This is a genomic window from Streptomyces sp. NPDC047043, assembly GCF_040644055.1.
GTDB lineage: Bacteria > Actinomycetota > Actinomycetes > Streptomycetales > Streptomycetaceae > Streptomyces.
The window spans coordinates 89,091-112,997 of sequence record NZ_JBEYVO010000030.1 but is presented as its reverse complement, the minus strand read 5'-3'; the positions used below and the strand labels follow the sequence as shown (position 1 = coordinate 112,997).

General features: G+C 68.0%; 30 protein-coding genes. 22 read left to right on the top strand and 8 right to left on the bottom strand.

All coding sequences use genetic code 11. The features are described 5' to 3' along the window. Nucleotides 1–123: 123 nt before the first annotated feature. On the bottom strand, nucleotides 124–1,092 hold the full coding sequence (locus tag ABZ880_RS38925; protein WP_361273358.1) for a TAXI family TRAP transporter solute-binding subunit: 969 nt from the start codon (nucleotides 1,090–1,092) through the stop codon (nucleotides 124–126). Nucleotides 1,093–1,503: 411 nt separating this feature from the next. Then, on the bottom strand, nucleotides 1,504–2,199 hold the full coding sequence (locus ABZ880_RS38920; RefSeq protein ID WP_361273355.1) for a TetR/AcrR family transcriptional regulator: 696 nt from the start codon (nucleotides 2,197–2,199) through the stop codon (nucleotides 1,504–1,506). Between the two features lie 108 nt (nucleotides 2,200–2,307). On the opposite strand from ABZ880_RS38920, the gene ABZ880_RS38915 reads away from it, so the two are divergent. Continuing rightward, the gene (locus tag ABZ880_RS38915; RefSeq protein WP_361273353.1) at nucleotides 2,308–3,795 is read left to right on the top strand and encodes an FAD-dependent monooxygenase; all 1,488 of its coding nucleotides are present in this window, start codon (nucleotides 2,308–2,310) and stop codon (nucleotides 3,793–3,795) included. Here the strand turns inward: ABZ880_RS38915 and ABZ880_RS38910 are convergent. Next, the gene (locus tag ABZ880_RS38910) at nucleotides 3,792–4,256 is read right to left on the bottom strand and encodes a MarR family transcriptional regulator (RefSeq protein WP_361273352.1); all 465 of its coding nucleotides are present in this window, start codon (nucleotides 4,254–4,256) and stop codon (nucleotides 3,792–3,794) included. The two genes, ABZ880_RS38915 and ABZ880_RS38910, sit on opposite strands and share 4 nt — an antisense overlap. A 99-nt stretch (nucleotides 4,257–4,355) precedes the next feature. Between ABZ880_RS38910 and ABZ880_RS38905 the strand changes: the two genes are divergently transcribed. The 8 genes from ABZ880_RS38905 to ABZ880_RS38870 all read left to right on the top strand — a co-directional run bounded on the left by ABZ880_RS38905 (nucleotide 4,356) and on the right by ABZ880_RS38870 (nucleotide 11,275). Then, complete coding sequence (locus ABZ880_RS38905; RefSeq protein ID WP_361273349.1) at nucleotides 4,356–5,333, top strand: TAXI family TRAP transporter solute-binding subunit; 978 nt, start codon at nucleotides 4,356–4,358, stop codon at nucleotides 5,331–5,333. Between the two features lie 68 nt (nucleotides 5,334–5,401). Continuing rightward, the gene (locus ABZ880_RS38900; protein ID WP_361273347.1) at nucleotides 5,402–6,148 is read left to right on the top strand and encodes a dienelactone hydrolase family protein; all 747 of its coding nucleotides are present in this window, start codon (nucleotides 5,402–5,404) and stop codon (nucleotides 6,146–6,148) included. A gap of 30 nt (nucleotides 6,149–6,178) precedes the next feature. Next, complete coding sequence (locus ABZ880_RS38895) at nucleotides 6,179–7,171, top strand: hypothetical protein (RefSeq protein ID WP_361273345.1); 993 nt, start codon at nucleotides 6,179–6,181, stop codon at nucleotides 7,169–7,171. A gap of 13 nt (nucleotides 7,172–7,184) precedes the next feature. Beyond that, complete coding sequence (locus tag ABZ880_RS38890; protein WP_361273342.1) at nucleotides 7,185–7,799, top strand: alcohol dehydrogenase catalytic domain-containing protein; 615 nt, start codon at nucleotides 7,185–7,187, stop codon at nucleotides 7,797–7,799. Then, the gene (locus ABZ880_RS38885; protein WP_361273340.1) at nucleotides 7,787–8,284 is read left to right on the top strand and encodes a zinc-binding dehydrogenase; all 498 of its coding nucleotides are present in this window, start codon (nucleotides 7,787–7,789) and stop codon (nucleotides 8,282–8,284) included. The genes ABZ880_RS38890 and ABZ880_RS38885 overlap by 13 nt, the downstream gene beginning before the upstream one ends. Beyond that, nucleotides 8,281–9,858 (top strand): bifunctional 3-(3-hydroxy-phenyl)propionate/3-hydroxycinnamic acid hydroxylase, encoded by a 1,578-nt coding sequence (locus ABZ880_RS38880; protein WP_361273337.1) that lies wholly within the window; start codon nucleotides 8,281–8,283, stop codon nucleotides 9,856–9,858. Before ABZ880_RS38885 ends, ABZ880_RS38880 begins: the two co-directional genes overlap by 4 nt. 98 nt (nucleotides 9,859–9,956) lie before the next feature. Then, nucleotides 9,957–10,451, top strand: a complete 495-nt coding sequence (locus ABZ880_RS38875; protein WP_361273334.1) for a VOC family protein — start codon at nucleotides 9,957–9,959, stop codon at nucleotides 10,449–10,451. Nucleotides 10,452–10,471: 20 nt separating this feature from the next. Beyond that, on the top strand, nucleotides 10,472–11,275 hold the full coding sequence (locus ABZ880_RS38870; RefSeq protein ID WP_361273332.1) for an IclR family transcriptional regulator: 804 nt from the start codon (nucleotides 10,472–10,474) through the stop codon (nucleotides 11,273–11,275). Nucleotides 11,276–11,445: 170 nt separating this feature from the next. On the opposite strand, the gene ABZ880_RS38865 is transcribed toward ABZ880_RS38870, so the two are convergent. After that, nucleotides 11,446–12,192 carry an FCD domain-containing protein gene (locus tag ABZ880_RS38865; protein ID WP_361273330.1) on the bottom strand — a complete coding sequence of 249 codons (747 nt, stop codon included), beginning with the start codon at nucleotides 12,190–12,192 and terminating at the stop codon, nucleotides 11,446–11,448. A gap of 145 nt (nucleotides 12,193–12,337) precedes the next feature. On the opposite strand from ABZ880_RS38865, the gene ABZ880_RS38860 reads away from it, so the two are divergent. The 11 genes from ABZ880_RS38860 (at nucleotide 12,338) to ABZ880_RS38810 (ending at nucleotide 20,537) form a co-directional block, all read left to right on the top strand. Further along, nucleotides 12,338–12,886: a flavin reductase family protein gene (locus tag ABZ880_RS38860; protein WP_361273327.1), complete on the top strand. Its 549-nt coding sequence runs from the start codon at nucleotides 12,338–12,340 to the stop codon at nucleotides 12,884–12,886. 60 nt (nucleotides 12,887–12,946) lie between these two features. After that, entirely contained in the window at nucleotides 12,947–14,119 is a 1,173-nt protein-coding gene (locus ABZ880_RS38855; RefSeq protein WP_361273324.1) for an acyl-CoA dehydrogenase family protein, read from the top strand. Nucleotides 14,120–14,160: 41 nt separating this feature from the next. Then, complete coding sequence (locus tag ABZ880_RS38850) at nucleotides 14,161–15,006, top strand: fumarylacetoacetate hydrolase family protein (protein WP_361273321.1); 846 nt, start codon at nucleotides 14,161–14,163, stop codon at nucleotides 15,004–15,006. A gap of 42 nt (nucleotides 15,007–15,048) precedes the next feature. Further along, on the top strand, nucleotides 15,049–15,969 hold the full coding sequence (locus ABZ880_RS38845; RefSeq protein ID WP_360923635.1) for a VOC family protein: 921 nt from the start codon (nucleotides 15,049–15,051) through the stop codon (nucleotides 15,967–15,969). 76 nt (nucleotides 15,970–16,045) lie between these two features. Then, nucleotides 16,046–16,420 (top strand): antibiotic biosynthesis monooxygenase family protein, encoded by a 375-nt coding sequence (locus ABZ880_RS38840; RefSeq protein ID WP_360923638.1) that lies wholly within the window; start codon nucleotides 16,046–16,048, stop codon nucleotides 16,418–16,420. Further along, the gene (locus tag ABZ880_RS38835; protein ID WP_361273319.1) at nucleotides 16,417–16,812 is read left to right on the top strand and encodes an antibiotic biosynthesis monooxygenase family protein; all 396 of its coding nucleotides are present in this window, start codon (nucleotides 16,417–16,419) and stop codon (nucleotides 16,810–16,812) included. The genes ABZ880_RS38840 and ABZ880_RS38835 overlap by 4 nt, the downstream gene beginning before the upstream one ends. 75 nt (nucleotides 16,813–16,887) lie before the next feature. Continuing rightward, complete coding sequence (locus tag ABZ880_RS38830; RefSeq protein WP_361273316.1) at nucleotides 16,888–17,085, top strand: hypothetical protein; 198 nt, start codon at nucleotides 16,888–16,890, stop codon at nucleotides 17,083–17,085. 54 nt (nucleotides 17,086–17,139) lie between these two features. Beyond that, a complete protein-coding gene (locus tag ABZ880_RS38825) occupies nucleotides 17,140–17,886 on the top strand; it encodes a hypothetical protein (protein WP_361273314.1) in 747 nt (248 codons plus the stop codon). Further along, nucleotides 17,883–18,425, top strand: coding sequence for a hypothetical protein (locus ABZ880_RS38820; RefSeq protein WP_361273312.1), 543 nt, complete (start codon nucleotides 17,883–17,885; stop codon nucleotides 18,423–18,425). Before ABZ880_RS38825 ends, ABZ880_RS38820 begins: the two co-directional genes overlap by 4 nt. 89 nt (nucleotides 18,426–18,514) lie before the next feature. Next, nucleotides 18,515–19,609, top strand: a complete 1,095-nt coding sequence (locus ABZ880_RS38815) for a cupin domain-containing protein (RefSeq protein ID WP_361273310.1) — start codon at nucleotides 18,515–18,517, stop codon at nucleotides 19,607–19,609. A gap of 22 nt (nucleotides 19,610–19,631) precedes the next feature. Beyond that, complete coding sequence (locus ABZ880_RS38810) at nucleotides 19,632–20,537, top strand: fumarylacetoacetate hydrolase family protein (protein ID WP_361273307.1); 906 nt, start codon at nucleotides 19,632–19,634, stop codon at nucleotides 20,535–20,537. 218 nt (nucleotides 20,538–20,755) lie between these two features. Here ABZ880_RS38810 and ABZ880_RS38805 read toward each other — a convergent pair whose 3' ends face one another. After that, nucleotides 20,756–21,898 carry an NAD(P)/FAD-dependent oxidoreductase gene (locus ABZ880_RS38805; protein WP_361273305.1) on the bottom strand — a complete coding sequence of 381 codons (1,143 nt, stop codon included), beginning with the start codon at nucleotides 21,896–21,898 and terminating at the stop codon, nucleotides 20,756–20,758. A gap of 144 nt (nucleotides 21,899–22,042) precedes the next feature. Here ABZ880_RS38805 and ABZ880_RS38800 point away from each other — a divergent pair, with 144 nt between their 5' ends. Further along, nucleotides 22,043–22,198, top strand: a complete 156-nt coding sequence (locus ABZ880_RS38800; RefSeq protein WP_361273302.1) for a hypothetical protein — start codon at nucleotides 22,043–22,045, stop codon at nucleotides 22,196–22,198. A gap of 198 nt (nucleotides 22,199–22,396) precedes the next feature. Next, nucleotides 22,397–22,750 carry a DoxX family protein gene (locus ABZ880_RS38795; RefSeq protein ID WP_360923661.1) on the top strand — a complete coding sequence of 118 codons (354 nt, stop codon included), beginning with the start codon at nucleotides 22,397–22,399 and terminating at the stop codon, nucleotides 22,748–22,750. An 82-nt stretch (nucleotides 22,751–22,832) separates the two neighbouring features. Here ABZ880_RS38795 and ABZ880_RS38790 read toward each other — a convergent pair whose 3' ends face one another. The 3 genes from ABZ880_RS38790 to ABZ880_RS38780 are packed head-to-tail and all read right to left on the bottom strand — an operon-like array spanning nucleotide 22,833 to nucleotide 23,856. After that, entirely contained in the window at nucleotides 22,833–23,249 is a 417-nt protein-coding gene (locus ABZ880_RS38790; protein ID WP_361273300.1) for a hypothetical protein, read from the bottom strand. A 36-nt stretch (nucleotides 23,250–23,285) separates the two neighbouring features. After that, entirely contained in the window at nucleotides 23,286–23,609 is a 324-nt protein-coding gene (locus ABZ880_RS38785; protein WP_361273297.1) for an LD-carboxypeptidase, read from the bottom strand. Continuing rightward, nucleotides 23,575–23,856 (bottom strand): LD-carboxypeptidase, encoded by a 282-nt coding sequence (locus ABZ880_RS38780; protein ID WP_361273295.1) that lies wholly within the window; start codon nucleotides 23,854–23,856, stop codon nucleotides 23,575–23,577. The genes ABZ880_RS38785 and ABZ880_RS38780 overlap by 35 nt, the downstream gene beginning before the upstream one ends. Nucleotides 23,857–23,907 lie beyond the last annotated feature (51 nt).

Genomic DNA, 23,907 nt, shown 5'->3' with positions numbered 1-23,907 from the left:
GAGAAGTCTGGCCTGAGAAACAGGACTCGAAGCCTTTGGGCCTCGGTGGCCGACACGGCATCCGTGCCGGCCCATACCTGCGGGGACGATCTGTCGGCCGGACCTTCCCGGCCGATCACCGCGTCACTTCCAGATGACCGACCCGTCGTCCTCGGGGAGTTCGCCGTCGCCCAGGTCCGCATAGGCGCGTGCGGCTGCGGGGTGCAGCGGGAGCGGGGTGCGGGCCATGTCGGCCGGGACCAGCGGGTAGCCGACGGGGGAGCGGTCGGCCGGAATGTGCTTGTACTGCCCCTCCAGCGCTGCCCGGGTGCGGACCATGCACCAGGCGACCAGATAGGCGAGGTCGTCGTCCATGTCCTCGCGGCACAGCAGCCCGAAGTCGGCGAAGTCCAGCGTGACGAGGTCCTTCTCCAGGCCCGGAAGGTAGCCGGCGGGTACGGTGGCCCGGCCCCATCCCTCGGCCTCGAACGCGTCCAGTACAGCGTCGCCCCAGGGCAGGTACTTCACCGGCCGGACCCGGTCGATGCTCTGCCAGTGGGGGGTCATGATGGCCTCGTGGATCAGGACGTCGGCCTTGCCGGCCGCGAACCGGGCGATCGGCGGGAACGGACGTTCGTCGTAGAAGAACGAGAACCGGTCGGGGTCGAGTCCGGCCAGGCGGAGTCCTTTGTGAGCGGCGAAGCCGATCAGGTTCACCCCGTCGTCCTGGGAGGTCGCGATCGTCAGAGGGCGGTCGACGGACGCCAGGTCGGCCACGGTGGACACGGGGAGTTCGGCGTCCACCGCGACCACGAGCCTGTCACGCTGTGGGAGGACACCCAGAGCGGCCAGGCCCTTGAGCTCGCCGGCCTGCTGCATCATGCTCAACGCCGCAGTCGGCGTGACGATCGTGATGTCACACTCCTTGGCGCGCAACGCCGCGATCTGGTCGGACCCGCCCCGGCCGTTCCAAATGCCGAATCGCGAGCCTTCCGGTGATCGGTCGCCCAGTTCCTGGGAAAGCCAGCCGCAGATCCGGTGGAAGTTCGCCTGCCCCCAATCCGCGCGGAACTGGACGGTGACCGGACGGTTCAGGCGCGGACTGTCACTCATGCTGCTACTCCCTTGCGGACTATGATGTGTCGTAATACGGAACACTGTCCCGCAGTCTGCTACTCGCGGAGGTTCGTTGGCAAGACTGGACACATTGGTCGGCGCACCGTATCCGTACAGGGGACCGGCGAGATCAAGGCGTGTCCGTGCTGCCCGGCTCGGGTTCACCGGGGCGGGCGACTTCTACTGAGATTCCACGCGTGATGGCGCCGTCGGCATCCGCTGGACCTGCGACTCTCGCCGGCCGGGGTGCGACATCACGCAAAGATCATCAGTAGTTTGGTAACCGCCGAGAACCGCATCTGGTGATGGATCGATGCTCCGGGCACCTGGACCGACGACGGCTCGAGCTGTAACCCGCCCAACTCCGGGGATGGATCGCAAGGCGCGCCCGGTGCAGCCGTTGAGTCGCTAGGCGAGCCGGGCGGCGATGCCGTCCAGGAGTATTTCCAGGCCTGCGTCGAAGATGGTCGCCGGGTCGGGATATGTCGTTTCGGCCATGATCTTCGCCAGTGCCGGGTACTGACCGGTCTCCACCATCCGCGCCAGGTACGGGCCGCGTGTCCGCCGCCACTCGTCCTCGGTCATCCCGGTCGCGCGCTCGGCGCTCAGTTCGGCCAACGCCGTGCGCAGCGCGCCGATCACGTAGGAGTTCAGCGCGCCAAACGCGACCATGATGGTGTCGACGTCGCGGTCACCGAACGCACCGAACGCGACCTCCAGATACCGCAACGCATTCGGGCCGAGGTGGGGTCGCCCGCCGAGGAGTTCGCCGAACCACTCGTGCTGCAGCGCGCAGCGCCAGGTCTCGTGCGCGATCTCGCGCAGGTCGGAACGCCAGTCGCTGGTCGGCTCAGGGAGCCGGACCTCACCGTAGACGGCGTCGACCATGAGGTCGAACAGGTCCTCCTTGGTGTCGATGTAGCCGTACAGCCGCATCGGCCCGGCGCCGAGCACGGCCGCCACTTTCCGCAGCGAGACCGCCGCAAGGCCGTCCGCGTCCGCCAGTTCGATGGCTGCTGCGACGATCCGTTCCCGGCTCAGCGGTACGGGCGCCGGGCGGCTGGCTGGTTCGGGCCGGTCCCACACCGGTTGTGGCTCATTCATCGGCAGTCACGCTACCCCACTCCAATCGGTATGCCGTATCGTTCAATACGGCGTATCGAATAATACGGTGTATCGAAGGAGGAAGGAATGACCGAGGAATCGACCGGCGTGCTGGTGGTCGGCGGGGGCCTCGTCGGGTTGTCCACGGCGCTGTTCCTGGCGTGGCATGACGTGCCGGTGACGCTCGTGGAGCGACATCCGGGCAGCTCCCCGCATCCCCGGGCGCTCGGGTACACGATGCGGACGGCCGAGCTGTACCGGTCCGTGGGGGTGCGATGGCCGGAGATCCCGGCCTTTCGCGACGGCTTCCGCCGGGTCCGCGTGACCAGCCTGGCCGGTGAACGGCTGGAGGAGCTGCCGTGGGAGTCCGGCAATGCACCGGAGGCCGAGTACTCGCCAGCCGACAAGATCGGCCTGCCGCAGGACAAGCTGGAGCCGCTTCTGCGTGCGCGGGCCGAAGAACTCGGCGCGGACATCCGGTTCGGCACCAACTTGGTGTCCTTCGAACAGGACGAGACCGGGGTGACGGGTCTGATCCGCGACGTCGTCGATGGCGGCGAACGGTCGGTCCGAGCGAAGTACCTCGTGGCCGCGGACGGTCACCGCAGCCCGATCCGGGAAAGTTTCGGGATCACCCGCAGCGGCCGCGGTTATCTGGGCACCACACGCAGCGTTCTGTTCGACGCCCGGCTGGAGCATCTGCGGGACGGGTACGTCCAGTTCGTCATCGACCAGCCGGATCTCCAGGCTTTTCTGCTGTCCTACGGGGACGACCGCTGGGTACTGATGCTCCAGTCCGAGGATGAGCCGACGGAGCCCGAGTGGCGGCGGTTGATCACCAGCGCGATCGGAGTCTCCGATGTGGACTACGAGCTGATCACCACCGGGCGGTGGGAGTTGCGGGCGGCGATCGCCGAATCGTACTCGCGCGGCCGGGTCTTCCTCGCCGGGGACGCCGCCCATACCCTGCCGCCAAGCCGCGGTGGTTACGGCGCGAACACCGGCATCCAGGATGCGCACAATCTGGCGTGGAAGCTCGCTGCGGTGCTCGCCGGCCAGGCCGGTGAGGAATTGCTCAACTCCTACGACGCGGAGCGGCGGCCCGTCGCCTGGCTGTGTCATCAACAACTCTTCGCCCGACAGGACCAGCAGCTGGTCGACATGGGGCCGCGCGAGGCCATTGAGATCATCGACGACATTGCGCTGTGCTTCGGCTATCTCTACCGATCTTCCGCCGTGCTGGGCGCCGGGCCCGACCTGCCACCCGCACGTCGCCCCGACGAATGGGCGGGCCGTCCGGGCACCCGCGCACCGCATGTCTGGCTCGACCGCGACGGCGACCGGGTGTCGACGATAGATCTCTCGGCGCGGAACTGGGTGCTGCTCACCGCAGGCGGTGACTGGCACGTCGATCCGATCCCCGGCCTCGCGCTGGATCAGGAGCGCGCGGACGAGGCCGCTCTCGCGTTCGACCTCAAACCTGGCGGGGGAGTGCTGATCCGACCCGACGGCTACGTAGCCTGGCGGTCACAGGAAGCCCCGGCCGACCCCAGGGCCGCCGTCAGCGATGCCCTCGCCGACCTGCTCAGCCGTTAAGTAGTCGGCGCGATGGTGCGCGCAAGTTCCCACAGATCGGGCAGCGCGGCGCTGATGCGCTGTCCGGCCTGGGGAGACAGGCGGAGCAAGGCATCTGCGATCGCCTTGTCGAGACTGTCGTCGATGTCGCTACCGGCCGCGATCGTCTTCTCCGTTGGGTGGAGTTCGGCGAAGCGTCGGTCACGCGTGCTGGGGCGTCGGTCGATGAACCCGTCCCGGATGAGCTGGGTGACGATCGTGCTCACGTTGTTGGGCTGCATGGCCAGTGTGTCGGCGACTTCGCGGACGCTGACGCCGGGTCGGCTCCCGACCAGCTGCAGCACTTCCTGGGCGAGGGGTCGGACCCTCTGGCCCGCCGGGGAGGTCTGGCGCTGTCGTAGCGCCCGGTGGAGTGTCCGGACCAGACGAACAAGGTCGCCGGGCAGCTGCTCGGATTCTCGCTCCGTCACGTCCTCAGTCACCGGTGCTCCCCGCACGTCTCTCCGCACTTGAATACCCACCCCAACCTAAGATTCCATTTAGCAGGATGGCAGTCCTAAATTATGGGACAGGAAGTCATTATGTGCCCGTTCAATGTGCCGCCCGCCCGGCTCGCGGAGCCGAAGATCGACCGCTCGCTGACCCTGCATCTGCGAGGCGACTGGGGCAGTGCGAACCTGCATCGGATCTGCGGCTGGATCACCCAGGAACTCGTGGGCCGTTGCGGCCCCCACACCCGGATCGCCACCTGGAACAGCAGGGGTCCCGTCGATGCCGTGCGGGCGGTGGGCCGTGGCGAGGTCCACGTGGCCCTGACGACGCCGGCCGCCTTCACGGTCGCCGCGCTCGAAGGGAGCGGCGTGTATGTGGACGAGTCGTACCCGGACCTTCGTGCCCTCGCCGTGATACCACGACGGGATCGCCTGGTCGTGGCGGTGCACAGGGATCTCGGCGTCACCACCTTTGCCGAGCTGCGCGAGCGGAAGCCTGCACTGCGGCTGGCCACCGCCGTCCAGGACGGTGTCAACCACGTCGGACTTGCCGCACACGAGGTCCTGACCCGGTCGGGCGTCGACATCACCGGTTGGGGCGGCGAACTGCTCGAGGACGAGCGCCCGTCAGAGTCCCTCAACCATGTGAAGGAAGGGCGCGCGAACGCCATCGTGCATGAGGTGATCATGCTGCCGGACTGGCAGGAGATCAGCCGTCACCTGAACTTCCTGGAGGTCGAGGAGGGCGTCCTCGAAGGGCTCTACGACGACTTCGCCTGGCCGACGGCGGTCGTCGAGGGCGACTATTTTCCCGGGCGGCCTGCTTTCAGGACCCTCGATTTCTCGGATGTCTTGGTGCTCGCTCGTGCCGACCTTCCCGACGACGTCGGCTATGCAATCGCCTGGGTGCTCGGGGAGACGAGGCACCTCCTCGAAGGGCAGTACCGTCACTTGGCTTCCGAGTTCAGCCCGGGGACCTGTCCCCTCGATCCCGCGGCCATGGGTGCGACACCCATCCCTCTGCACCGGGGGGCCGCCCGCTACTACAGCGCCCTGCCCGCTTCATGACTCACGGCGTACGCATGACCACCGCACCACCAGCCACCGCACAAAAACCCAGGGAAGGGCCCGGCACCATGAACCACCAGCACGACGTGACCACCGTGACCGACAACTGGATCACTGTCACCACGGCAGACGGCCCGATGCGCGTGTACGTAGCACGGCACGACCACACCACCGACCGGGCGGTGATCGTCCTGCAGGAGGCCTTCGGCGTCAATGACCACATCCAGGACATCGCCCGCCGATACGCCTCCCGCGGTTACCTCGCTCTCGCCCCCGACCTGTTCCACCGCAACGGAGTCGGCACACTGGCCTACGAACAGCATGCCGAGGCCATGCCGCTGATCGGCGCGATCGGGCCGGACGCGATCACCACCGATGTCGACGCAGTGCTCGAACACCTTGCCGAAAAGGAGGGCGTTCCCGCCTCCCGTACCGCGGTCAACGGCTTCTGCTTCGGCGGCCGGGCCGCCTTCACCGCGGCCGTCGGCATCAGCGGACTCGGCGCCACCGTCGTCTTCTACGGCCCTGGTATCGCGGCCGGCCCGCATGCGGTTGTGGACCGGGCCAAGGAACTCGACGCACCCATGCTGCTGCACGTCGGCGCCGAGGACCCCACCATCCCCGCTGAGCAGGTCGCGGCCATCGAAGGGGCTCTCACCGCCGCGGGAGTCGACTTCGAGAGTCACATCTACACGGGCGCCGGGCACGCCTTCGCCTGCGACGCCCGCCCCCACTTGTACGTCGAGGACAGCGCACGCCGGGCCTGGCGGCGTACCCACGCGTTTCTCGACAAGCACCTGCCCGTGGCTGTCTGACCACCGCCCTACGCCGAACGAGGAAGTTTCATGGGCACTGTCACCGAAGTCATCGCGGTCGCCTGCTCCGACGAGCCGTCCCGCCTGGTCGAGCGCGACGAGCACCTCCTGCTCTCCCCTCCCCACCCCAACCCGTTTTCGGTGAAGCTGTGGCGGGACCACGAGCCACTGAGCGTGGTCCACTTCCCGCAGGAGTACGAGGCCGTGCCGTTCGCCCCGCCCCGGGGCGTCTACGAGAGCGCCCAGATCCGAGTCGAGTGGCAGACGATGGACAACCGCCAGCCCTTCTATCACCGCAACTGCGACGTCGATGAAATCTCCTACCAGATTGCCGGCGAGCGCACGCTGATGACCGAGTTCGGCGTCGTCGAGCACCGACCGGGGGAGTTCTCCCGGCTGCCGCGTGGTGTTGCCCACGACAACTACGGGCGCCGCGAGAGCCACTTGCTCTTCTACACACCCGCTCCCGTTCGTGAGGAATGTGCCCCGCTACGGCGGTCGCAAGCGGTGTTCCCCGTTTTCCCCGGCTGGGAGCCGGGCAAGGTCAACGAGGCGGTCACCCAGTGCATGGGGGCCCCAGGACACGACATCACGGTCACGCCGGTCGACGAGTTGCGGCTGCTGGAACAGGCGTACGCCGAAGAGGAGCGCCTTCTGGTTCTCACCGGCACGGACCAAATCGGCATGACCTGGCTGTACCGTTCCGCCGGCTTCCGCATGGGCACGGTCCGCCTGGTACCCGGCACTCAGCGCGTGTACCGGCGCACCCTGGATGCCGATCAGGTCCAGTACCAGATCAGCGGCCGACGCACCCTGATCAGCCAGCGCGGCATCGTCGACCTCGGACCGGGCGACTTCGTGCGCATCCCGCTCGGTGTCTCGCACGCGAGCGTATGTGCTGAGGAGAGTCGGCACATCGGCCTGTACGCGGTCCACGAACTTCCCCAGGCCGCCGAGACCACCAGGACCGCCGAGCCGTACACCCCCGAACGTCTGGCCGCGCTGCAGCCGTCAGAGTGGTAAGGAGACGCACACCATGACTGTCATGCTGGCGGCGCGCGCCCAGGAGGGCTCAGACACGCTGCAAATCAACAAGATCGTCATCCCCGAACCCGGCCCCCACGACGTCCTGGTGAAAGTGGCCTCCGCCGGCCTTGCGCCCGCCATGATGACCCTGCTCGCCCGGGGCGCCTTCAGACACCTGCCCACCACGGTCGGGCACGAGGCCGCCGGCACGATCGCCGCCGTCGGCAGCGAGGTCGATTCGGTCACCCCGGGGACGCGGGTGCGCGTGCATCCCAACCTCAACTGCCGCACCTGCGGCTACTGCCTCTCCGACCGGGACATGATGTGCCCGCAGCAGGCGATGATCGGCCACGCCGCCTTCGGCGACGCACCCATGCCGCTGTACGACAGCTACCACGACGGCGGTCTGGCCGAGTACACCCGTGTGCCGCACTGGCTGGTCGACCCGCTCCCCGACCACGTTTCCTTCGACATCGGCGCGAAGATCCACGACCTGGCCAACGCCGTACGCGCCCTGAAGCGCGCCGACCTGCCGCTGGGGGCCACCCTCGTGGTCACCGCTGCCACGGGCACGATGGGCACCGCCGTCGTCAAACTCGCCCCCATTTCGGGGTGTCCCACCTGATCCTCGTCGGGCGCAGCGCCGCACGTCTGGCAGACGTACGTGACCTCGCCCGCGATGTCATCACCGATGTCGTGGCCCTCGAAGAGCTGCCCGCGCACTGGACCGAAGAAGGCGGGCTGACCCGAGCCCTGCGCGCCCTGGCTCCCCAAGGCGCGGACGCGGTGGTCGACTTCGTCCCGGACGGGCCGGCCACCTCACAGGCACTGGCCGCCCTGACGACCGGCGGCACCCTCGTTCACATGGGGGCCAATCGCACCCCGCTGACACTTCCCATGGCCGCGGTCATGGTCAACTGCTGGCGCATCTTCGGCACCCGCGGCTGCACTCGCACGGACGCTCAGGAAGTCCTCACCCTCCTCACCCGGAACGCCCTCGAAGCGGAGGAACTCATCACCCACCGCTTCCCTCTAACCGAGGCGAACGCGGCGATCACCACCCTGCAGAGCAGGGCCGAACCCATGTGGATGGCGGTGGTCAATCCGTGACCCGCGAGCAACCTCCGGTGCTCATCGTGGGCGGCGGACCCGTCGGCCTCACCGTCGCCAACCTCCTCGCGGCGCGCGGCATACCCCTCGTCCTGGTGGAGCGCAACGCCTCCACCAGTGACGAGGCCAAAGCCATCAGCCTGGACGACGAATCCCTGCGGACCCTGCAGACGGCCGGCCTCGCGGACCAGGTGCTGGAGATCGTCGTGCCCGGCACCGGTACCCGCTACTACGACCGCCACGGCCGCCCTCTCTTCCATGCCCGTGGCCCGCAGCCGTACCGCCTCGGTTTCCCGTTCAAGAACCAGTTCGCCCAGCCCGAACTGGAGAACGTTCTCCTGGACGAGCTGAAGTCCCGTTCCGAAGCGGACGTGCGCTTCTCCACGGAACTGGTCGGCCTGGAGGAGAACTCTGCCGGCACCGGCGTGACCGCCGAGATCCGGGCATCGGGTGACACACACACCGAACTGCTCCAGGTCAGCTGGGTCCTGGCCTGCGACGGCGGGCGCTCCACCGTCAGAGAACTGCGTGGCATCGGAATGACCGGCACGAGTCACCGGAAGGTCTGGCTGGTCGCCGACACCACCGGCGATCCCCACGACGAGCGCTACGGCATGCATCATGGCACCCCCGACCGGCCGACCGTGATCGTTCCCGGCCGCGACGGCCGATGCCGCTACGAGTTCCTCCTCCATCCCGGCGAGGGCGTGAAAGGACTCCGGCCCGACTTCGAGACCCTGCGCAGGCTCGTAGCGCCCTACCGGCCCCTCACCGAGGAGCAGGTGGAGCGCTGCACGGCATACACCTTCAACGCCGTGGTCGCCGACCGGTGGCGCGACGGGCAGGTGCTGCTCCTGGGCGACGCCGCGCACATGATGCCGCCCTTCGCGGGCCAGGGCCTCAACTCCGGGATCCGAGACGCCGCGAACCTCGCCTGGAAGATCGACGAGGTGTGGCACGGCCGGGCCGGAGAGAGCCTTCTCGACACCTACGAGGCGGAACGTCTTCCCCACGCCGCGGCGATGGTCCGCTTCTCCGAACGTCTCGGTGACGTCGTCATGACCACCGACCGGCGGCGAGCTCTCGTACGCGATGTCGTCGTCCGTACGCTGCTGCGCATACCGCCCGGACGGCGCTACCTCACCGAGATGCGGTTCCGGCCCCAGGCACGGCACGAGGCCGGGCTCGTGCAGGGCGACCACATCCTGACGGGCACGCAACTGCCCCAGCCACGGGTGCTGGTGCCGCCGGGCCCGCGCCCGCAACTCCTCGACGACATCCTCGGCGACTCGTTCGCTCTGCTCGGTGTCGAGGTCCCCGCGGCTGCCTGGCGACGTTTCGACACCGCAACCTGGACGGGTATCGAGCGGATCGACGTACTTCTCGGCGACCGCCTCCCGCCCGCCGCAGGAGCACGCCGGGCTGTCGCGGACGCGGACGGCCGGCTGGAGGAGGCGCTGGCTGCCGCCCGGAACCGATTCGTCCTGGTCAAACCCGACCGGTACATCGCCGCCGTCATGGGCCCGGAGGACATCTCCTCCGTAACCGCAGCTCTGCGCTGGATGACCAGGTGACCTCATGAAAGCTGGTCATTGACCGGCATGACAACCGATCGTACGCTGCTCGCGCAAAGCAGGACCTCTGTCCTACTTAATGAGACTGGAGCTGCGGTATGGCTATCACCGGACTCGGTCACACCGGGCTATGGGTATACGACCTGCCGACAATGCGGGATTTCTACGAACGCGTCATGGGGCTGACCGTCACTGACGGGGACGAGGACCTGCAGATCGTGTTCTTCAGTGCGCGACCGGACGAGGAGCATCACGAGTTCGTGCTCCAGGCCGGGCGCACCTCGCCTGTCGGCGACAAGCAACAGCACCAGATCTCGTGGCACGTGGAGTCCGTGGAAGACCTGCGCGCCTTCCATCGGCGGTTCGCGGAGGAAGGCGTCAAGGTCCAGCAGGAGGTCACCCACGGCAACGCGCTGGGCATCTACTTCTTCGATCCCGAGGGCAACCGCAACGAGGTCTACCTCCGCATCGACCGAGACGTGCGGCAGCCCTTCCGCAAGACCATCGACTTCAGCCTCCCTTCCGAGGAGATCTATGCGGAGGCTGAGCGGCTGCTCAGCGACGGTGGCGCCGCGTACCAACCGGTCCAGTAACGGCCCCTACGATGTCCTGCATGACAGGACGAAATTCAGCGGCGGCCGCATCGGCCGGGCACTACCGGGAACGCAACTCGACCGCCGACCGGGCCCTGGGCATCCTCGGGCTCTTCTCGGAGAGCAAGCTGTCCGTCTCGGCCCAGGAGGTCGCCACCTCCCTGGGAACGGCACGCTCGACGGCGTACCGGTACCTGCAGAGCCTCGTCGGGAGCGGCTTCCTGGAGGAGGACCCGAGCGGCGGTTTCCGCCTGGGGCTGCGCGTTCTGGAGCTGGCGCGCCTGGCTCGGCGGGGGTACGGCCTGTCGGAGATCGCCCTGCCCGTGATGAGGGACCTGTGCGCCGAGGTCGGCGAAACAGTGCTGCTCACTCGCCGCGCCGGGGGAGCGGTCATATGTGTGGAGCGCTGTGAATCGGGCCATCCGGTGCGGATCTCCTACGAGCGCGGCAGCGTCCTCCCCATCAATGCCGGAGCGGCAGCCCTGTCACTGCTCGCATGGCTGCCCGATGAGGAGTGCCGAGAGCTGCTGGAGGGCCAGCGGCTCCAGCGATTCACCGCACGGACCCTGACGGACGTCGACACCTTGATGGCCCGCCTCGCGGAAATCCGGGGCGACGGGCACTGTGTCAGCCGGGGCGAACTCGACCCGGACATCCTCGGGATCGCCGCCCCTGTCCGTGACGAAGCCGGGGCTGTCGTGGCCGCACTCAGCGTGGCCGCCCTTGAACACCGGGTCCCGGACCGCCGGCTGGGCGAGGTGGTCGGAGTCGTGCGCGATGCCGCCGAGCGCATCAGCGGCCGACTGGCGGTGACCGGAGACTGAAGCAGCTTTTTCGATCTCCTTTCCACACCCACGGCCGTGTGGGATGTGGCGTCTCTCGCAAAGTCAGGACCGGTCAAAGTCTCGCTACCTGACCGATTTACCAGGACAATAGCCCTTCTATGCGAGACATGTGCGGCCAGTCGCGGTGGTCGACCGTCGGCGGCCCGGAGTCACTCCGCGTCGGCGGTCGTAGTCGTGTCGTGCTCCGCGATCAGCCGCATCAGGGCCTCCTCGTCGCGTTTGTCGAGAGTGTCGATGAGCGCGGCATGCAGCCTGCAGCGGTCGTGGACGTGTTGCGCCAGGAGTACGCCCGGCTGTGGCCGTACCGCCAGGGCGTGGCGCTCGACCAAGTCCAGGAGCGCAACGTACAGCGAGCACAGCAGGGCGTTGGGGGTGAGGTCGGCGACCCCGGCGTGCAGCCGCCAGTTGGCCCTGGTGAACGCGTTGGCGTCGCCCGCCTCGGCAGCCGTTTCCATTCGCTCGAGGTGGCGGCGCAGTTCTCTGATGTCCGCGGGCGAGGCGTGCCACAGGGCGTCCTGCCACAGCAGAGGTTCGAGTGCACTGCGGATGCGCAGCGCCTGAACCACGTCCGCCTGGGAGGCGTCGAGAGCGAGGACGGAATGGGCGAGCCTCGCCATGGGGGTCTGCTCGGCGGCGAACAGGCCGCCTCCCGGCCCGCGCTGCACGGTGACGACTCCCCGCGTCTGGAGCAGTCGCAGTGTCTCGTTGAACGTTCCGACCGACACCCCGCAGCGGGCACGGAGTTCGTCCTTCGTCCCCAGGCGCGTCCCGGGAGGCACGCGCGACGCGAACCTGGTCACGAGATCCGCCGCCGCTTCGGCGCGCGAAAGGACTCCCGCCTGCCCCCAGTCGTCGCGTCGCAGCGCCGGCTCGTCGGTGTTCTTGTCCGCTGTCATCGCCTGCTCCTCACGCCGAGCGCTCTGGCTCTGTGCCCCCACGGTCTCCCCATCCTCGCGCCAGGTGATGCCAATTCATTATGACGAATATCGCCCTATCTCTTGACGTCCCGAGAAACAGGGATGCAACATCGTCATAATCATCATGACGAATCGAGGTTCCATGATCCCCGCCCTTGGTGAGCAGGAGTTCCGTGACCTCATGGCAGGTGTCTGTGCCCCGGTCACGATCGTCACAGCCACGGCCGAGGGCCTGCCCCACGGCACGACGGTCAGTGCCTTCGCGTCCCTGTCGCTGCGGCCCCCGATGGTCACCGTTGCGCTCGACCGTGGTTCCGGAGTTCTGTCTCGCATCACCGCGACCGGACGCTTCGGCGTCAACGTCCTCGCCCGGACCCAGGACGAGCTCGCGCTGAGTTTCGCCCGCCGTGACACCGACCGGTTCGCCGGCGTCGACTGGCACTTCGATCACGGCCTGCCCCGCCTGGGCTCCGCGCCGGGGTGGCTGGCGTGCGAGGTGAGCAACGTCGTGGAGGGCGGTGACCATCTGCTGCTGCTCGGCACCGTCGTCCATGCCCGGACGACACCCGCACCCCCGCTCGTCTACGGATACCGCACCTTCGGGACCCACTCCGCCTACGCGAGTCGGCCTCGCCACAGCATCCGCGAACACGTCGCCGCCTTCGCGCGCTGACCCTCTTCCCGCTCCGGCCTGGGATTTCCACACGCCGACCGACAGAAAGAGCGCACCACCATGACGACCCATGATGACCTCGTCGCCCGTGCCGTGGCCCTGCAGCCGCTGCTGCGCGAGCACGCGGCGGTCACCGAGACCGACCGTCGGGTACCCGATGCGGTGATCGACGCGATCAGCGAAGCCGGGCTTCTCAAACTGTCGATCCCGAAGCGGTACGGCGGTCACCAGACGTCCATGCGCACCATGCTCGACGTGTCGGCCGCGCTGGCCGAGGGCGACGGCTCCACCTCCTGGGTCGCCACTCTCGTCAACGTGTGCAACTGGCTCACCAGCCTCTTCCCGTCCAAAGCGCAGGACGACGTGTTCGGCGCCAATCCGGACGCCCGGGTCACCGGAGTTCTCACCCCCACCTCGACGAGCGTCAAGGTCGAGGGCGGCTGGCAGGTGTCGGGTCGCTGGTACTACAACTCCGGTTCGTCGCACTCCGACTGGGCCGTGCTCGGCGTACCCCTCACCAACGACGAAGGTGATGTGGTCGACCAGGGGCTGGTCCTCGTACCGGGGACGGACCTCTCCCTGGAGGACACCTGGTTCGTTGCCGGCATGAAGGGCACAGCGAGCAACTGCCTCATCGCCGAGGGCATCTTCGTACCGGAGCACCGGGTCATGTCCGTGCCCGCCGCGATCGAAGGCAACTACCCGACGGAGCACACGGACGAGGTCCTCTCCCGCTCGGGATTCGTGCCCGTCCTCGCCCTGGTCCTGGCCGGTCCGCAACTGGGACTGGGGCGCGCGGCGCTGAAGTATGTGACGGAGAAGGCCTCTCGCAAGCCGATCTCCTACACCTTCTACGAGACCCAGGCCGAGTCGGTCGCCGTGCAACTGCAGATCGCCGAGGCCGCGCAGCGGATCGACACCGCCACGTTGCACGCCCACCGCGCCGCCACCGACATCGACCAGGCCGCGCAGGAGGGCACCTACCTCGACTTCACCCAGCGTGCCCGCGTCCGCGCGGACACCGGCTGGGCCATCCAGAACGTACTCGCCGCGATCGACACGCTCGTCAGCGTCCACGGCGCCGCCTCCTTCGCCGAGGTCAACCCGCTGCAGCGGATCTGGCGCGACGCCAACACCGCCGGCCGCCACGCGGTCGCCGCGCCGACCATCGCCATGGAGGTCTACGGCAAGGCCCTGCTCGGCGTCGACGAGCAGATCACCCCCCTCGTGTGACCAGGTCACGCAGGCATCCCCGTCTCCCGAAGGAGCAGCACGTGCGTACCGCCAACCTGTCCGGGCGTCTTGTCATCATCAAGGACGACGAGACCGCCGTGGACGTCGAGAAGGCCAGCAACGGCCTGTTCGGCCCCGATCCTCAGGGCGTCTATGGGCGGTGGGCCGCCTTCCGCGCCTGGGCGGCCAGCGCTTATCTGTCCGGAGGACGATCCTTCGCCGCCACAGAACTGGGCTCGCCCGCCCCGGAGCCGCGTCAATGCTTCGCGGTGGGCCTCAACTACCGTGCGCATGCAGACGAGTCCGGCTTCGCCGTTCCCGACACGCTGCCGCCCGTGTTCACCAAGTACGTCTCCAGCATCACCGGGCCGGTCACCGAGGTGCGGCTGCCCGACGGCGGTCACACGGACTGGGAGGTCGAACTCGTCGTCGTCATCGGCGAGCACGCCTACCAGGTCGACGAGGACGACGCGTGGCTGTACGTCGCCGGTCTCACCGTGGGCCAGGACATCTCCGAGCGCATCACCCAACTCACGGGTCCCGCACCCCAGTTCGGCCTCGGCAAGTCCTATCCCGGCTTCACGCCGATGGGCCCCTACCTGGTCACCCCGGACGCGTTCGCCGACTCCGACGACCTGGAGCTGGGCTGCACGATCAACGGTGAAGAAGTCCAGAAGAGCCGCACCCGCGACCTCATCTTCCCCGTACCCGCGCTGGTGTCCCGGCTCTCGGCCATCCTGCCCCTGCATCCCGGCGACGTCATCTTCACCGGCACACCCGCCGGGGTCGGCCTGGGCCGCACCCCGCAGCGCTGGCTCACCGACGGCGACGTCCTCGTCAGCCACGTCGAGGGTATCGGCGAACTGCGTCAGACCTTCCGCGCCTGAGCGCGCGCTCCCTCGCAACCCTTCCGCGTCCAGGAGTTCCGTATGGCCCTGCACCGACTCTCTTCGATAGTCATGGGAGTCCCCAACACTGCCGAAACCGCCGACTACTACACCCAATTCGGCCTCACCTACGAACTGGATGGCTCGTTCAGCACCCTCGACGGAGGCCGTCAGCTGCACATCACCCACGCGCCGACGCGCCGTCTCATCGAGATCAGCGTCGGCGTCGACACCCCCGACGACCTCGCGGCGGCCGCCGCCAGGCTCGACCGGCTCGGCGTCCACGCCGAGCGGGGGGAGGACACCCTCACTGCGTACGACAAGATCACGGGTGTCCGTGCGGTACTGCGTGTCGAGCCCCGCGTCACCCAGCCGGAGACCCCGCCCACCCCGTACAACGGTCCCGGCCGCATCGAGCGGACCGGCATGCGCGCTCCGGGAATCATGCGTGGCGCTCCGGTCCGCCCCCGCAAGCTGGGCCACGTGGTCCTGGGCACCACCGACTTCGAGGCCACGAGCGGGTTCTTCCTCGACGGTCTCGGCTTCAAGCTGTCCGACCGGATGGGCGACGTCGGTGCCTTCATGCGCTGTTCCACCGACCACCACAACGTCCTTGTCCTCGCCGCGCCGGTGGCGTTCCTGCATCACACCTCCTGGCAGGTCGACGACATCGACGAGGTCGGTCGCGGCGCCGCGGCCATGCTGGAGGACCATCCCGAACGGCATGTATGGGGGCTGGGCCGGCACCACGTCGGCTCCAACTTCTTCTGGTACCTCAAGGACCCGGCGGGCAACTTCTCCGAGTACTACTCCGACCTGGACTGCATCGTCGACGACCAGCTCTGGAAGCCCGAGGTCTTCGAGGGAGCCAAGGGCCTGTTCAACTGGGGGCCGCCCCCGCCGCCCTCCTTCATCAAGCCCGATGACCTGGCCGGACTGATGACGGGTTCACACAGCGGCTGAACCGGTAGGCCCCGCACACGTCCTGATCGCCGACCGGCGGTAAGGACGTCCCTTCACCCCCTGTAGAGGAGTTCACATGATCGAGCTGAAAGACCTCGATGCCTCGGCCCCCTTCCTGGCACAGCTCCAGGAACCGGACGACGGACAGCCCATCACCCTCATCAACGTCTTCGTCGCCCCGGAAGGACAGGTCGACGAGGTCATCGACATCTGGCGCCAGGACGCCCTCGTCATGAAGGCGCAGCCCGGCTTCGTCGACGCCCAGCTGTACCGCGGCACCGGTGACAGCCGCATTCTCACGAATGTGGCTACCTGGGAGAACCTGGCATCCCTCCAGGGCGCCTTCAGGCGTGAGGAGTTCCAGAAGACGCTCACGCTCTACCCGGACGGCTCGATCGCCCACCCGATCGTGGTGCGCAAGGTCGCAGTGCCGGGGGTGTGTGTCGCATGACCACTCACGCAGCAGGCTCGGACGACCTCACGTTCTTCGAGCTCGATCCCGGACAGGACTTCTTCACCCAGGTGGGCCTCGACACCGGTCCCTGCACCCTCCTCGACATCGTGGTGGCCCCGAAGGGGGCGCTGGACGCGGCTTTCGAACAGTGGCGACGCCACGCGGACTACATGGTGACCCAACCCGGCTTCATCCGCGCCCAGTTGCACAGGACACCGGGCGACGGGAACACGATCATCAACCTGGCCGTCTGGGAGTCCCCCGCGGCACTCCGCGCGGCCGTCTCCACCCCCGAGTTCGCGGCCATCGCGACCGAATACCCGGCAGGCACCCTCTGCACGCGGCAGCTCCTGACCGAGGCGGCGGTCGAGGGCATCTGCGTGGCATGAGCCGTGGTGGCTGTGCGGCGCCCCTGACGCACAGCCACCACGCCAGGGCGCCACGACGATCTGCGGGAGTACACCGTGCCTTCGACGGTCGATCCCCCCATCGACGCTCCTGTGTTCGCCCCTCGCGGGCGTGAGGCACGTGGGCCGAACGAATGGCAGATCGACGACGTGATCAGCCAGATGCAGATCCGGGCGTCAACGATCTACGGGCTCATCGGAGAGCTGATCCGTGAGTGCCAGATCTATATCCGTCTTGCCATTCCTCGTATCTAGTTTCACAATAGGGGTCACTGTTCCGTATCGTGCGACAATTTTGCAGGTGGTGTGGTGAGCGAGGATGTGGCCGAGCAGGACGGCCTTCAAGAGACACGGCGGATCCCGCCGCCCGACCCTGACCGCGAACCGCTCAAGGCCAACGTCTACGAACGTATGGCCAGGGCGGCCGCGCAGTTGACGCCCTTGTTCCCGTACGACCACGCCGGCGCGATCGTCCCCTGCGGGAACGTCCTGGTCGGCGGCCCCGATAATGCGTACGGGCACTTCTTCCACTGGAACGAGGTGAACGAGGTGGCCGTCACGTACGGCTCCAACGAGGCGATGCTTGCCACCGGGCAGATCATGGCGACCCAGCATCTGCACGGAGTGAACTCCTTCCTACGGGACGAGAAGAATCCCGAGGCGTTCGCCGTCCTGGTCGTCACCCAGCACCAGTCGGAGGAGGGCGACCAGTCGGAGGCACTGATCGCCCGCTGCAAGAACTGCAAGGCGGAGCTCGTCCGTCATGACTACGACGCGACGCCGTACCCCCTCCCCGGTTACGACGCGGCTCGCCACGGTGAGCCCGACGCCCCGGTGCGCCAGTTCGCCACGACATTGGGCTCCATTGAGTTCGCCGGTCGACGCAACTCCGAACAAGGGCGCACCTGTCAGTCCTGCGGGCATGTGAACGACCTGTTCCCCGCGGACATCTGGGGCTGGGCGCGGATGGTGATCCAGACCGAGGCGGTGTCCAAGGCTCACCGCGCGATGCGCCAGGCCGCCTCCGCACAGGACGAGCAGGAGACGAAGTCATGAACCGCCGTCGCATGCTGCACGCCCTCAAGGTCGCCGCCGAGCTGGGGAACTACGAGGACGCCGCCGTCCTGCCCGCCGACACCGACCCCCAGCTCTATCTGTCACGCAACTGGCTGCCGCAGCCCTTCCACCTGATCTGTGAGAAGGACGCGGTGCTCAGCCAGTTGTCCGGCGCTGCGCAGGTGCACCTGAGGGACAGTTCCGTGAACCGGTTCCGCATGGACCCGGGGGACCATGTCTACGTCCCGGCTGGCACTCCGCACCGGATCGCGCCACTCCAGGAGGGTGTCACGATCCGCTACATGCCACTCAAGGCCGGCCTGCAGGGTGCCGCATGGTTCTGCCCGGAATGCCAGAACGAACTGTGCCGCTACGAGTGGGAACACGACAACGACAAGCCGGTCGTGCGGATGTACGCCGCCGCCTGCGCCCGCTTCACTGCTGATCTGGCCGCTCGCACCTGCGGTAAGTGCGCGGCGGTCCACTCTGAGATCAACCTGGGGTCCTACGGCTGGCCGACCCCCGTCCCCGCTGCCTGACCCGTCGATTTCGACGCACGGCGGTCTCCTCGGCCGTCGCCGCACAAGCGGCAGTCCGCTCCTGCCCGCATGACACTTACGGAGAAGAAATGGCGACGCGGCGCTTTCACGCGGCTGATGACTCAGCACTGAGCGACCTGTACGGGGACCTCGCGGAAAAGGACCTTCAGCCGCTGTGGGAACTGACCGGCCTGCTCACCCATACTCCGAAGCCCAAGGCCGTGCCCTACCGTTGGCTGGGCAAAGAGCTGCGTGAGCTGGGCGAGCGGGCCGGGGATCTCGTTCCTGTGGAGGGTGGCGGCGACCGCCGGGTGCTGGCACTGGCGAATCCCGGGCTCGGCGGTGCCCCGTATGCGACCGCCACCCTGTGGGGTGCGGTGCAGTACCTCGGTCCCGGGGAGACGGCGCCCGCCCACCGCCACACCCCCGCAGCCCTGCGCTTCGTTCTGGAGGGCGAGGGTGTGTGGACGCTGGTGGACGGCGATCCGCTGCACATGGCGGCCGGAGACCTCATCCTCACGCCGAGTTGGACCTGGCACGAGCACCACAACCCCGGTGCCGACCCCATGACATGGTTCGACGCACTCGACCTGCCCCTGGTGGAGGCGCTGGATGCGGTGTTCTTCGAACCCGGACGCGAATCCGCCGCGTCCAACGACACCGTCGTCCGGTCCGCTTCCGAGAGCCGCTACGGGGGTGGCCCCGGCCTGCTCCCCGGTGGTCAGCCTTCGGAGGCACCCGCTCACTCACCGCTGTTGCGTTACCAGTGGGCCGACACCGATCGTGCCCTGAGCGGTCAGTTCACCGACCAGAGCAGTGAGGCCGCCGACACGGGCCACGCGTACGTCCGTTTCGCCGACCCGACGAACGGCCGTGACGTGATGCCGACCATGCGGTGCGAGATGCACCGGTATCTGCCTGGCCACACGGCTCCGGGCGTGCGGCGTACGGGTTCCTCACTCATCGCGGTTTTCCGTGGTGCCGGCGCCGTCATCCTCGATGGAACCGCACACCACATCACCCCTGGTGACCTGATCGCGGTCCCCTCCTGGACGTGGGTGACCTACATAGCGGAGGAGCCGCTCGACCTGTTCACGGTCAGTGACGCCCCTGTTCTGGAAGCTCTGGGCCTGCGCCGGGAGGACGGGGCTGCCGATCCCTCCCAGATCACCCCGTCCGCCTGATGCCTCACTCTGGAGAGTCTTCATGCGCATCCTGCGCTTCGACGACGACCGCCTCGGTCTCGAACGGGACGGTCGTGTCCTGGACATCACCGACCTGCTCAACTCCCGCCTCGCCCCGGCTCCGTACAGTCTCGTTCGCCGTCTGATCACGGAGTTCGCCGTCGTCCGTCCGCTGCTGGAGGAACTCTCCGCCAAGGCCGGGCCGTCGGCGGGACTGCCGCTGGACGAGGTACGGCTGCGGTTGCCGGTACCGGATCCCACGAAGATCGTGGCCGCGCCGGTCAACTACCGTGACCATCAAGCGGAGATGAACGAGGACTACCACATCGACGCGCTCGGGTTCTTCCTCAAGTCCCCGTCCTCGCTCCTCGATCCAGGCGGCAGCGTCCGGCTTCCGTACTCCGACCGGCGCTTCGACCACGAGGCCGAGTTCGCTCTGGTCGTCGGCCGCCGTGCCAGTCATGTCACCCCAGAGCAGGCCCTGGACCACGTCTTCGGCTACACCGGCCTGATGGACATCACCATGCGTGGCGGCGAGGACCGGTCCACACGCAAGTCCTTCGACACCTTCACGCCGATGGGCCCCTGGCTCGTCACCCCGGACGAACTCGGCTCACCGGACGACGTCGGTCTGGAGCTGACCGTCAACGGCGCACTGCGGCAGAAGGCCAACACGCGTGACCTCATCTGGTCGGCCGCCAGCTTCCTCTCGTACGCCTCGACGGTCACGGTGCTCGAACCCGGCGACGTCGTCACCACTGGCACCCCTGCCGGTGTCGCCCCGATCCAGGACGGCGACACCGTGGAGCTGATCGTGGACCGCATCGGCCGACTTACCGTCGATGTCACGGCCGAGAGCGCCGTGCCCTGCCCGACCGGGGGAGCGAACCGAGGACCGGTGCCCCCGCCGGCTCCGACGAGGCACTGACTCGGCCTGAGCAGCCGCCCGTTCCGGCTCCGGCGCCGTATCCAGTGGTCGTGCCCGGTCGCCGGAGACCGGAGCCACTGTCTGGATGCGGCGATTGAGCAAGTGCTCGGCGGGCGGCGGGGGAGGAGCGAGGCTCACCGGTCCCAACTCACCCTGGACCCGGTCGAAAGCCGTCAGCTCCCAGCGCTCTCCGCGGGCGCGAAGGAGAGTCGGTCGAGTTACGAAGCCTGGGCGGCGAGCGCGAACTCGCGTATGTCAGAGGACAACAGGCGCTCGGCGACACCATCGACCGTGCCGGCAATCTCGATGGAGCGGGGCAGCATGGTCTTCTCGTACGTGCGGATGGCGTCGTCGATGGTGGCCGCGCCCGCGAGAGCGAGGGCGAGGTCGCTGGCATCGAGCATCGCGAGGTTGGCGCCGACGCCGACCGGGGGCATGAGGTGGGCGGCGTCGCCGAGCAGCGTCACGGTCGGGTTGTGTTCCCAGGTGTGAGGGACGGGGAGGCCCAAGAGGGGGCGGTCGAAGTAGCAGCCGTCGTTCTCGGTGAACAGTCGGCGCAGGCGGGGCGACCAGTGGGCGAACCTGTCGAGCAGCAGAGCGCGGATGCAGTCGGTGTCGTCGGCGGTCAGGCCGTTCCTGGCGATCCAGTCCACCGGCACACGCTGGGCGATGTAGACGCGGATGTGGTTCCCGCCGTTGCGCTGGGCGATCAGGCCGCGTTCGCCGTCTACCGCCGATGCCATGCCGGGGCCGACCATCTCGGCGATGGCGGGGTGCTGGTTCTCCACATCGAAGAACCATGCCTCCAGGAAGCTCACGCCGACGTACTCGGGGACAGCGGATGACGCGGCGGGACGTACCCGGGAGAAGGCGCCGTCGGCGCCGATGACCAGGTCGGTTTCGACGGTCATGCCGTTGGCGAAGTGCAGCCGGCGCGGCCCGTCGGCGGGCCCGCTGATCGTTTCGAGGGTGTTGCCCCAGTGCACGGTTCCCGGCTGCAGCGAGTCCAGCAGGAGATTTCGCAACTCACCGCGGTCGATTTCCGGCCTGTAGAGCTCGTCGCCCTCGGGGACCTTGTGGAGGATGGTCGCGCCGTTCGGGTCCATCCGGCGCACTTCCTGCCCTTCGGGACGGGCCAGCTTGAAGAAGTCGTCGAGCAGGCCGGCCTCGCGCAGGGCGATCTGGCCGTTGTCGGCGGCCAGATCGAGGGTGCCGCCCTGGTTGCGGGTCTCGGGACCCGAGTCGCGGTCGTAGACCGTGACCGCCAGGCCATGGCGCTGGAGGATGCGGGCGCAGGTGAGTCCGCCGGGGCCGGCGCCGATGATGCTGATTCGGGCGTGGGCGGGATCTGAGGACTTCATGATCGTTCCTTCGATCGACGAGGAGTGGGGGTGGGCGAGCCGGGGCTTGGCGGTCCTGGCCGCGCTTCCCAGAAAAGCAGAGCAGATTAAAAAGTACAACCGATACACTTAGCGTCCGAGACCACTTTCGGATACGCTCACCTCGTGAGTACATCTCCTGGCGGTCGCCGCGAAGGAAAGAAGGCCCTTCCGCTGTCGGCCGCGGCGCATGCGCGCATGTTCGCGTCGGTCGGCCCCATGGACTCCGCGTCCGGGTTACGGGCGTACGCCGAAGGTGTGTGGATCAGGCGCGCCGGCTGAGGTGGGGTCGGCCATGAGTGTGTGACTCGTGCTCGATTCGCCACCTGGATCCCGGGTTTTCGCCCACCATCGGCCCGTCGCCGCGGCTCGCAGCGCCCAGCTGGCGGCGGGCTCCGAATGCCAGCGGGAGGGGCCAGCTCCCTGCCGCATCGACGACATCCCGTCCCGTTTGGGCGAGCCCGCCCTTGGAGGAATCTCATGTTCACAGCCACGATCATCATCAGCTGCGCGCTCGCCATAGCCATGCTGGGCAGCGGCATCGCCAAGCTGGCCGGCAACGCGGGGCAGGCCGACCTGATGACGGAGGTCGGTTTCCCGGCTGACCGGATGTGGATGCTCGGCGCGTGCACCGTGGCCGGCGGCATCGGTCTCCTCGTCGGTCTGTTCTGGTGGCCGCTCGGCGCCGCGGCGGCTGTCGGCGGCATCGCCTACTTCGCCGGTGCGCTGGCCTTCCATCTCAAGTCACGACGCATGGATCAGTCGATGTTCGGAGTCGTTGCGCTTACGGTCCTCTCCGTCGCCGCATTGGTCCTTCGCATCGCTTCCTCCTGAGGGGCTCGGCGAAGGAAGGGACGATCAGTGAGCCGTCGGCCCTGGGTGCCGCGGCGGCCGGCGGCTCACTGATCCGCGGTTGTCAGCCGACCGGTCCTGTCGCCGCGTTCGCCCGCACCGCCGGTTCGAGCAGCAACAACGTCTGGTGCTGCGCATCGAGGCCGATGCGGATGACGACCGGCATCGGCAGGTTCGGGCCGGCATGCCCGAACTCGACATTGCCCACGACGGCGATGTCACGGTCGCCCAGGACGTCGAGGGCTATCCCGCGGAGCGTCGGGGACGCGTCGGGCGCCTCGAGTCCGCCGATCGCGTGCGGAACGCCCACGACCATGCCGGAGATCCGATCGAGGATGCCGCAGTGCCGCAGCACATGCAGGTAGCTCCACACATACGATGCCAGGCCGCCCATCTCCTCCCAGAACAGCACCGCACAGTCGAAAACCTCGAGTGGCAGCGCGTACGGGGTTGCCTGTGCCAGCGCGGTGCGATTGATCACTCCGCCGATGAGGCAGCCTTCGGTGCGACCCGGACGTCAGCACTCCCACGACGTGGTGGTGGGCAGCGCGCCGATCGCCTCCGTTCCGGTCAGCAGCGTCGAGTAGAGCCTCTCGAGTTCCCTTCGGCGCGCTGCGGGCGCAGTGTGCCACGCCCCGCTGAGACCGGGCGTGGTCAAGTCGGCCTGGAACCCCACTAGACCCGTTCGTGCGTAGAGCACCAGATGCAGCAGCGAGATGTCGCTGTAGCCGAGGATGGGCTTGGGGTCGGCGGTGATCGCCTCGACGTCGATCAGGTCGAGGTAGCCGAACGCCGTCTGGCCACCGTCATGCGCGATGGATCGCGCGCACCTCGGGATCACGCAGAAGAGCGTTGAGCTCCTCCGCGATCTCGACCGGCCGAGCCGCGCTCCACCAGTGGTGCCGCCCGGCTTCGAGGAGCGGCGCCCGGCGTACGCGGAATCCCATGCGCTCCAGCCCGGTCACCGCCTGCTGGAGGTCCGGCTCGTAGACGGCGTGGAGCGCCCCGGAGAGCGATGCGATGACGACGAGATCTCCGGGTCCCAGGGTGCGAGGTCGAAGCAGTTGAGGCGATGCGGAGCCGGTCACCGACGCGGTCTCCCCACGGGCGTACCAATGCGCCACTCATTTACCGATCGA

Coding starts and splice junctions, on each gene's coding strand:
- ABZ880_RS38820 (WP_361273312.1), top strand. CDS start 17,883: ATGAACCGCCGTCGCATGCTGCACGCCCTCAAGGTCGCCGCCGAGCTG.
- ABZ880_RS38920 (WP_361273355.1), bottom strand. CDS start 2,199: ATGAATGAGCCACAACCGGTGTGGGACCGGCCCGAACCAGCCAGCCGC.
- ABZ880_RS38815 (WP_361273310.1), top strand. CDS start 18,515: ATGGCGACGCGGCGCTTTCACGCGGCTGATGACTCAGCACTGAGCGAC.
- ABZ880_RS38840 (WP_360923638.1), top strand. CDS start 16,046: ATGATCGAGCTGAAAGACCTCGATGCCTCGGCCCCCTTCCTGGCACAG.
- ABZ880_RS38805 (WP_361273305.1), bottom strand. CDS start 21,898: ATGAAGTCCTCAGATCCCGCCCACGCCCGAATCAGCATCATCGGCGCC.
- ABZ880_RS38865 (WP_361273330.1), bottom strand. CDS start 12,192: ATGACAGCGGACAAGAACACCGACGAGCCGGCGCTGCGACGCGACGAC.
- ABZ880_RS38855 (WP_361273324.1), top strand. CDS start 12,947: ATGACGACCCATGATGACCTCGTCGCCCGTGCCGTGGCCCTGCAGCCG.
- ABZ880_RS38870 (WP_361273332.1), top strand. CDS start 10,472: ATGACAGGACGAAATTCAGCGGCGGCCGCATCGGCCGGGCACTACCGG.
- ABZ880_RS38905 (WP_361273349.1), top strand. CDS start 4,356: ATGTGCCCGTTCAATGTGCCGCCCGCCCGGCTCGCGGAGCCGAAGATC.
- ABZ880_RS38875 (WP_361273334.1), top strand. CDS start 9,957: ATGGCTATCACCGGACTCGGTCACACCGGGCTATGGGTATACGACCTG.
- ABZ880_RS38900 (WP_361273347.1), top strand. CDS start 5,402: ATGAACCACCAGCACGACGTGACCACCGTGACCGACAACTGGATCACT.
- ABZ880_RS38890 (WP_361273342.1), top strand. CDS start 7,185: ATGACTGTCATGCTGGCGGCGCGCGCCCAGGAGGGCTCAGACACGCTG.
- ABZ880_RS38895 (WP_361273345.1), top strand. CDS start 6,179: ATGGGCACTGTCACCGAAGTCATCGCGGTCGCCTGCTCCGACGAGCCG.
- ABZ880_RS38810 (WP_361273307.1), top strand. CDS start 19,632: ATGCGCATCCTGCGCTTCGACGACGACCGCCTCGGTCTCGAACGGGAC.
- ABZ880_RS38835 (WP_361273319.1), top strand. CDS start 16,417: ATGACCACTCACGCAGCAGGCTCGGACGACCTCACGTTCTTCGAGCTC.
- ABZ880_RS38845 (WP_360923635.1), top strand. CDS start 15,049: ATGGCCCTGCACCGACTCTCTTCGATAGTCATGGGAGTCCCCAACACT.
- ABZ880_RS38795 (WP_360923661.1), top strand. CDS start 22,397: ATGTTCACAGCCACGATCATCATCAGCTGCGCGCTCGCCATAGCCATG.
- ABZ880_RS38925 (WP_361273358.1), bottom strand. CDS start 1,092: ATGAGTGACAGTCCGCGCCTGAACCGTCCGGTCACCGTCCAGTTCCGC.
- ABZ880_RS38860 (WP_361273327.1), top strand. CDS start 12,338: ATGACGAATCGAGGTTCCATGATCCCCGCCCTTGGTGAGCAGGAGTTC.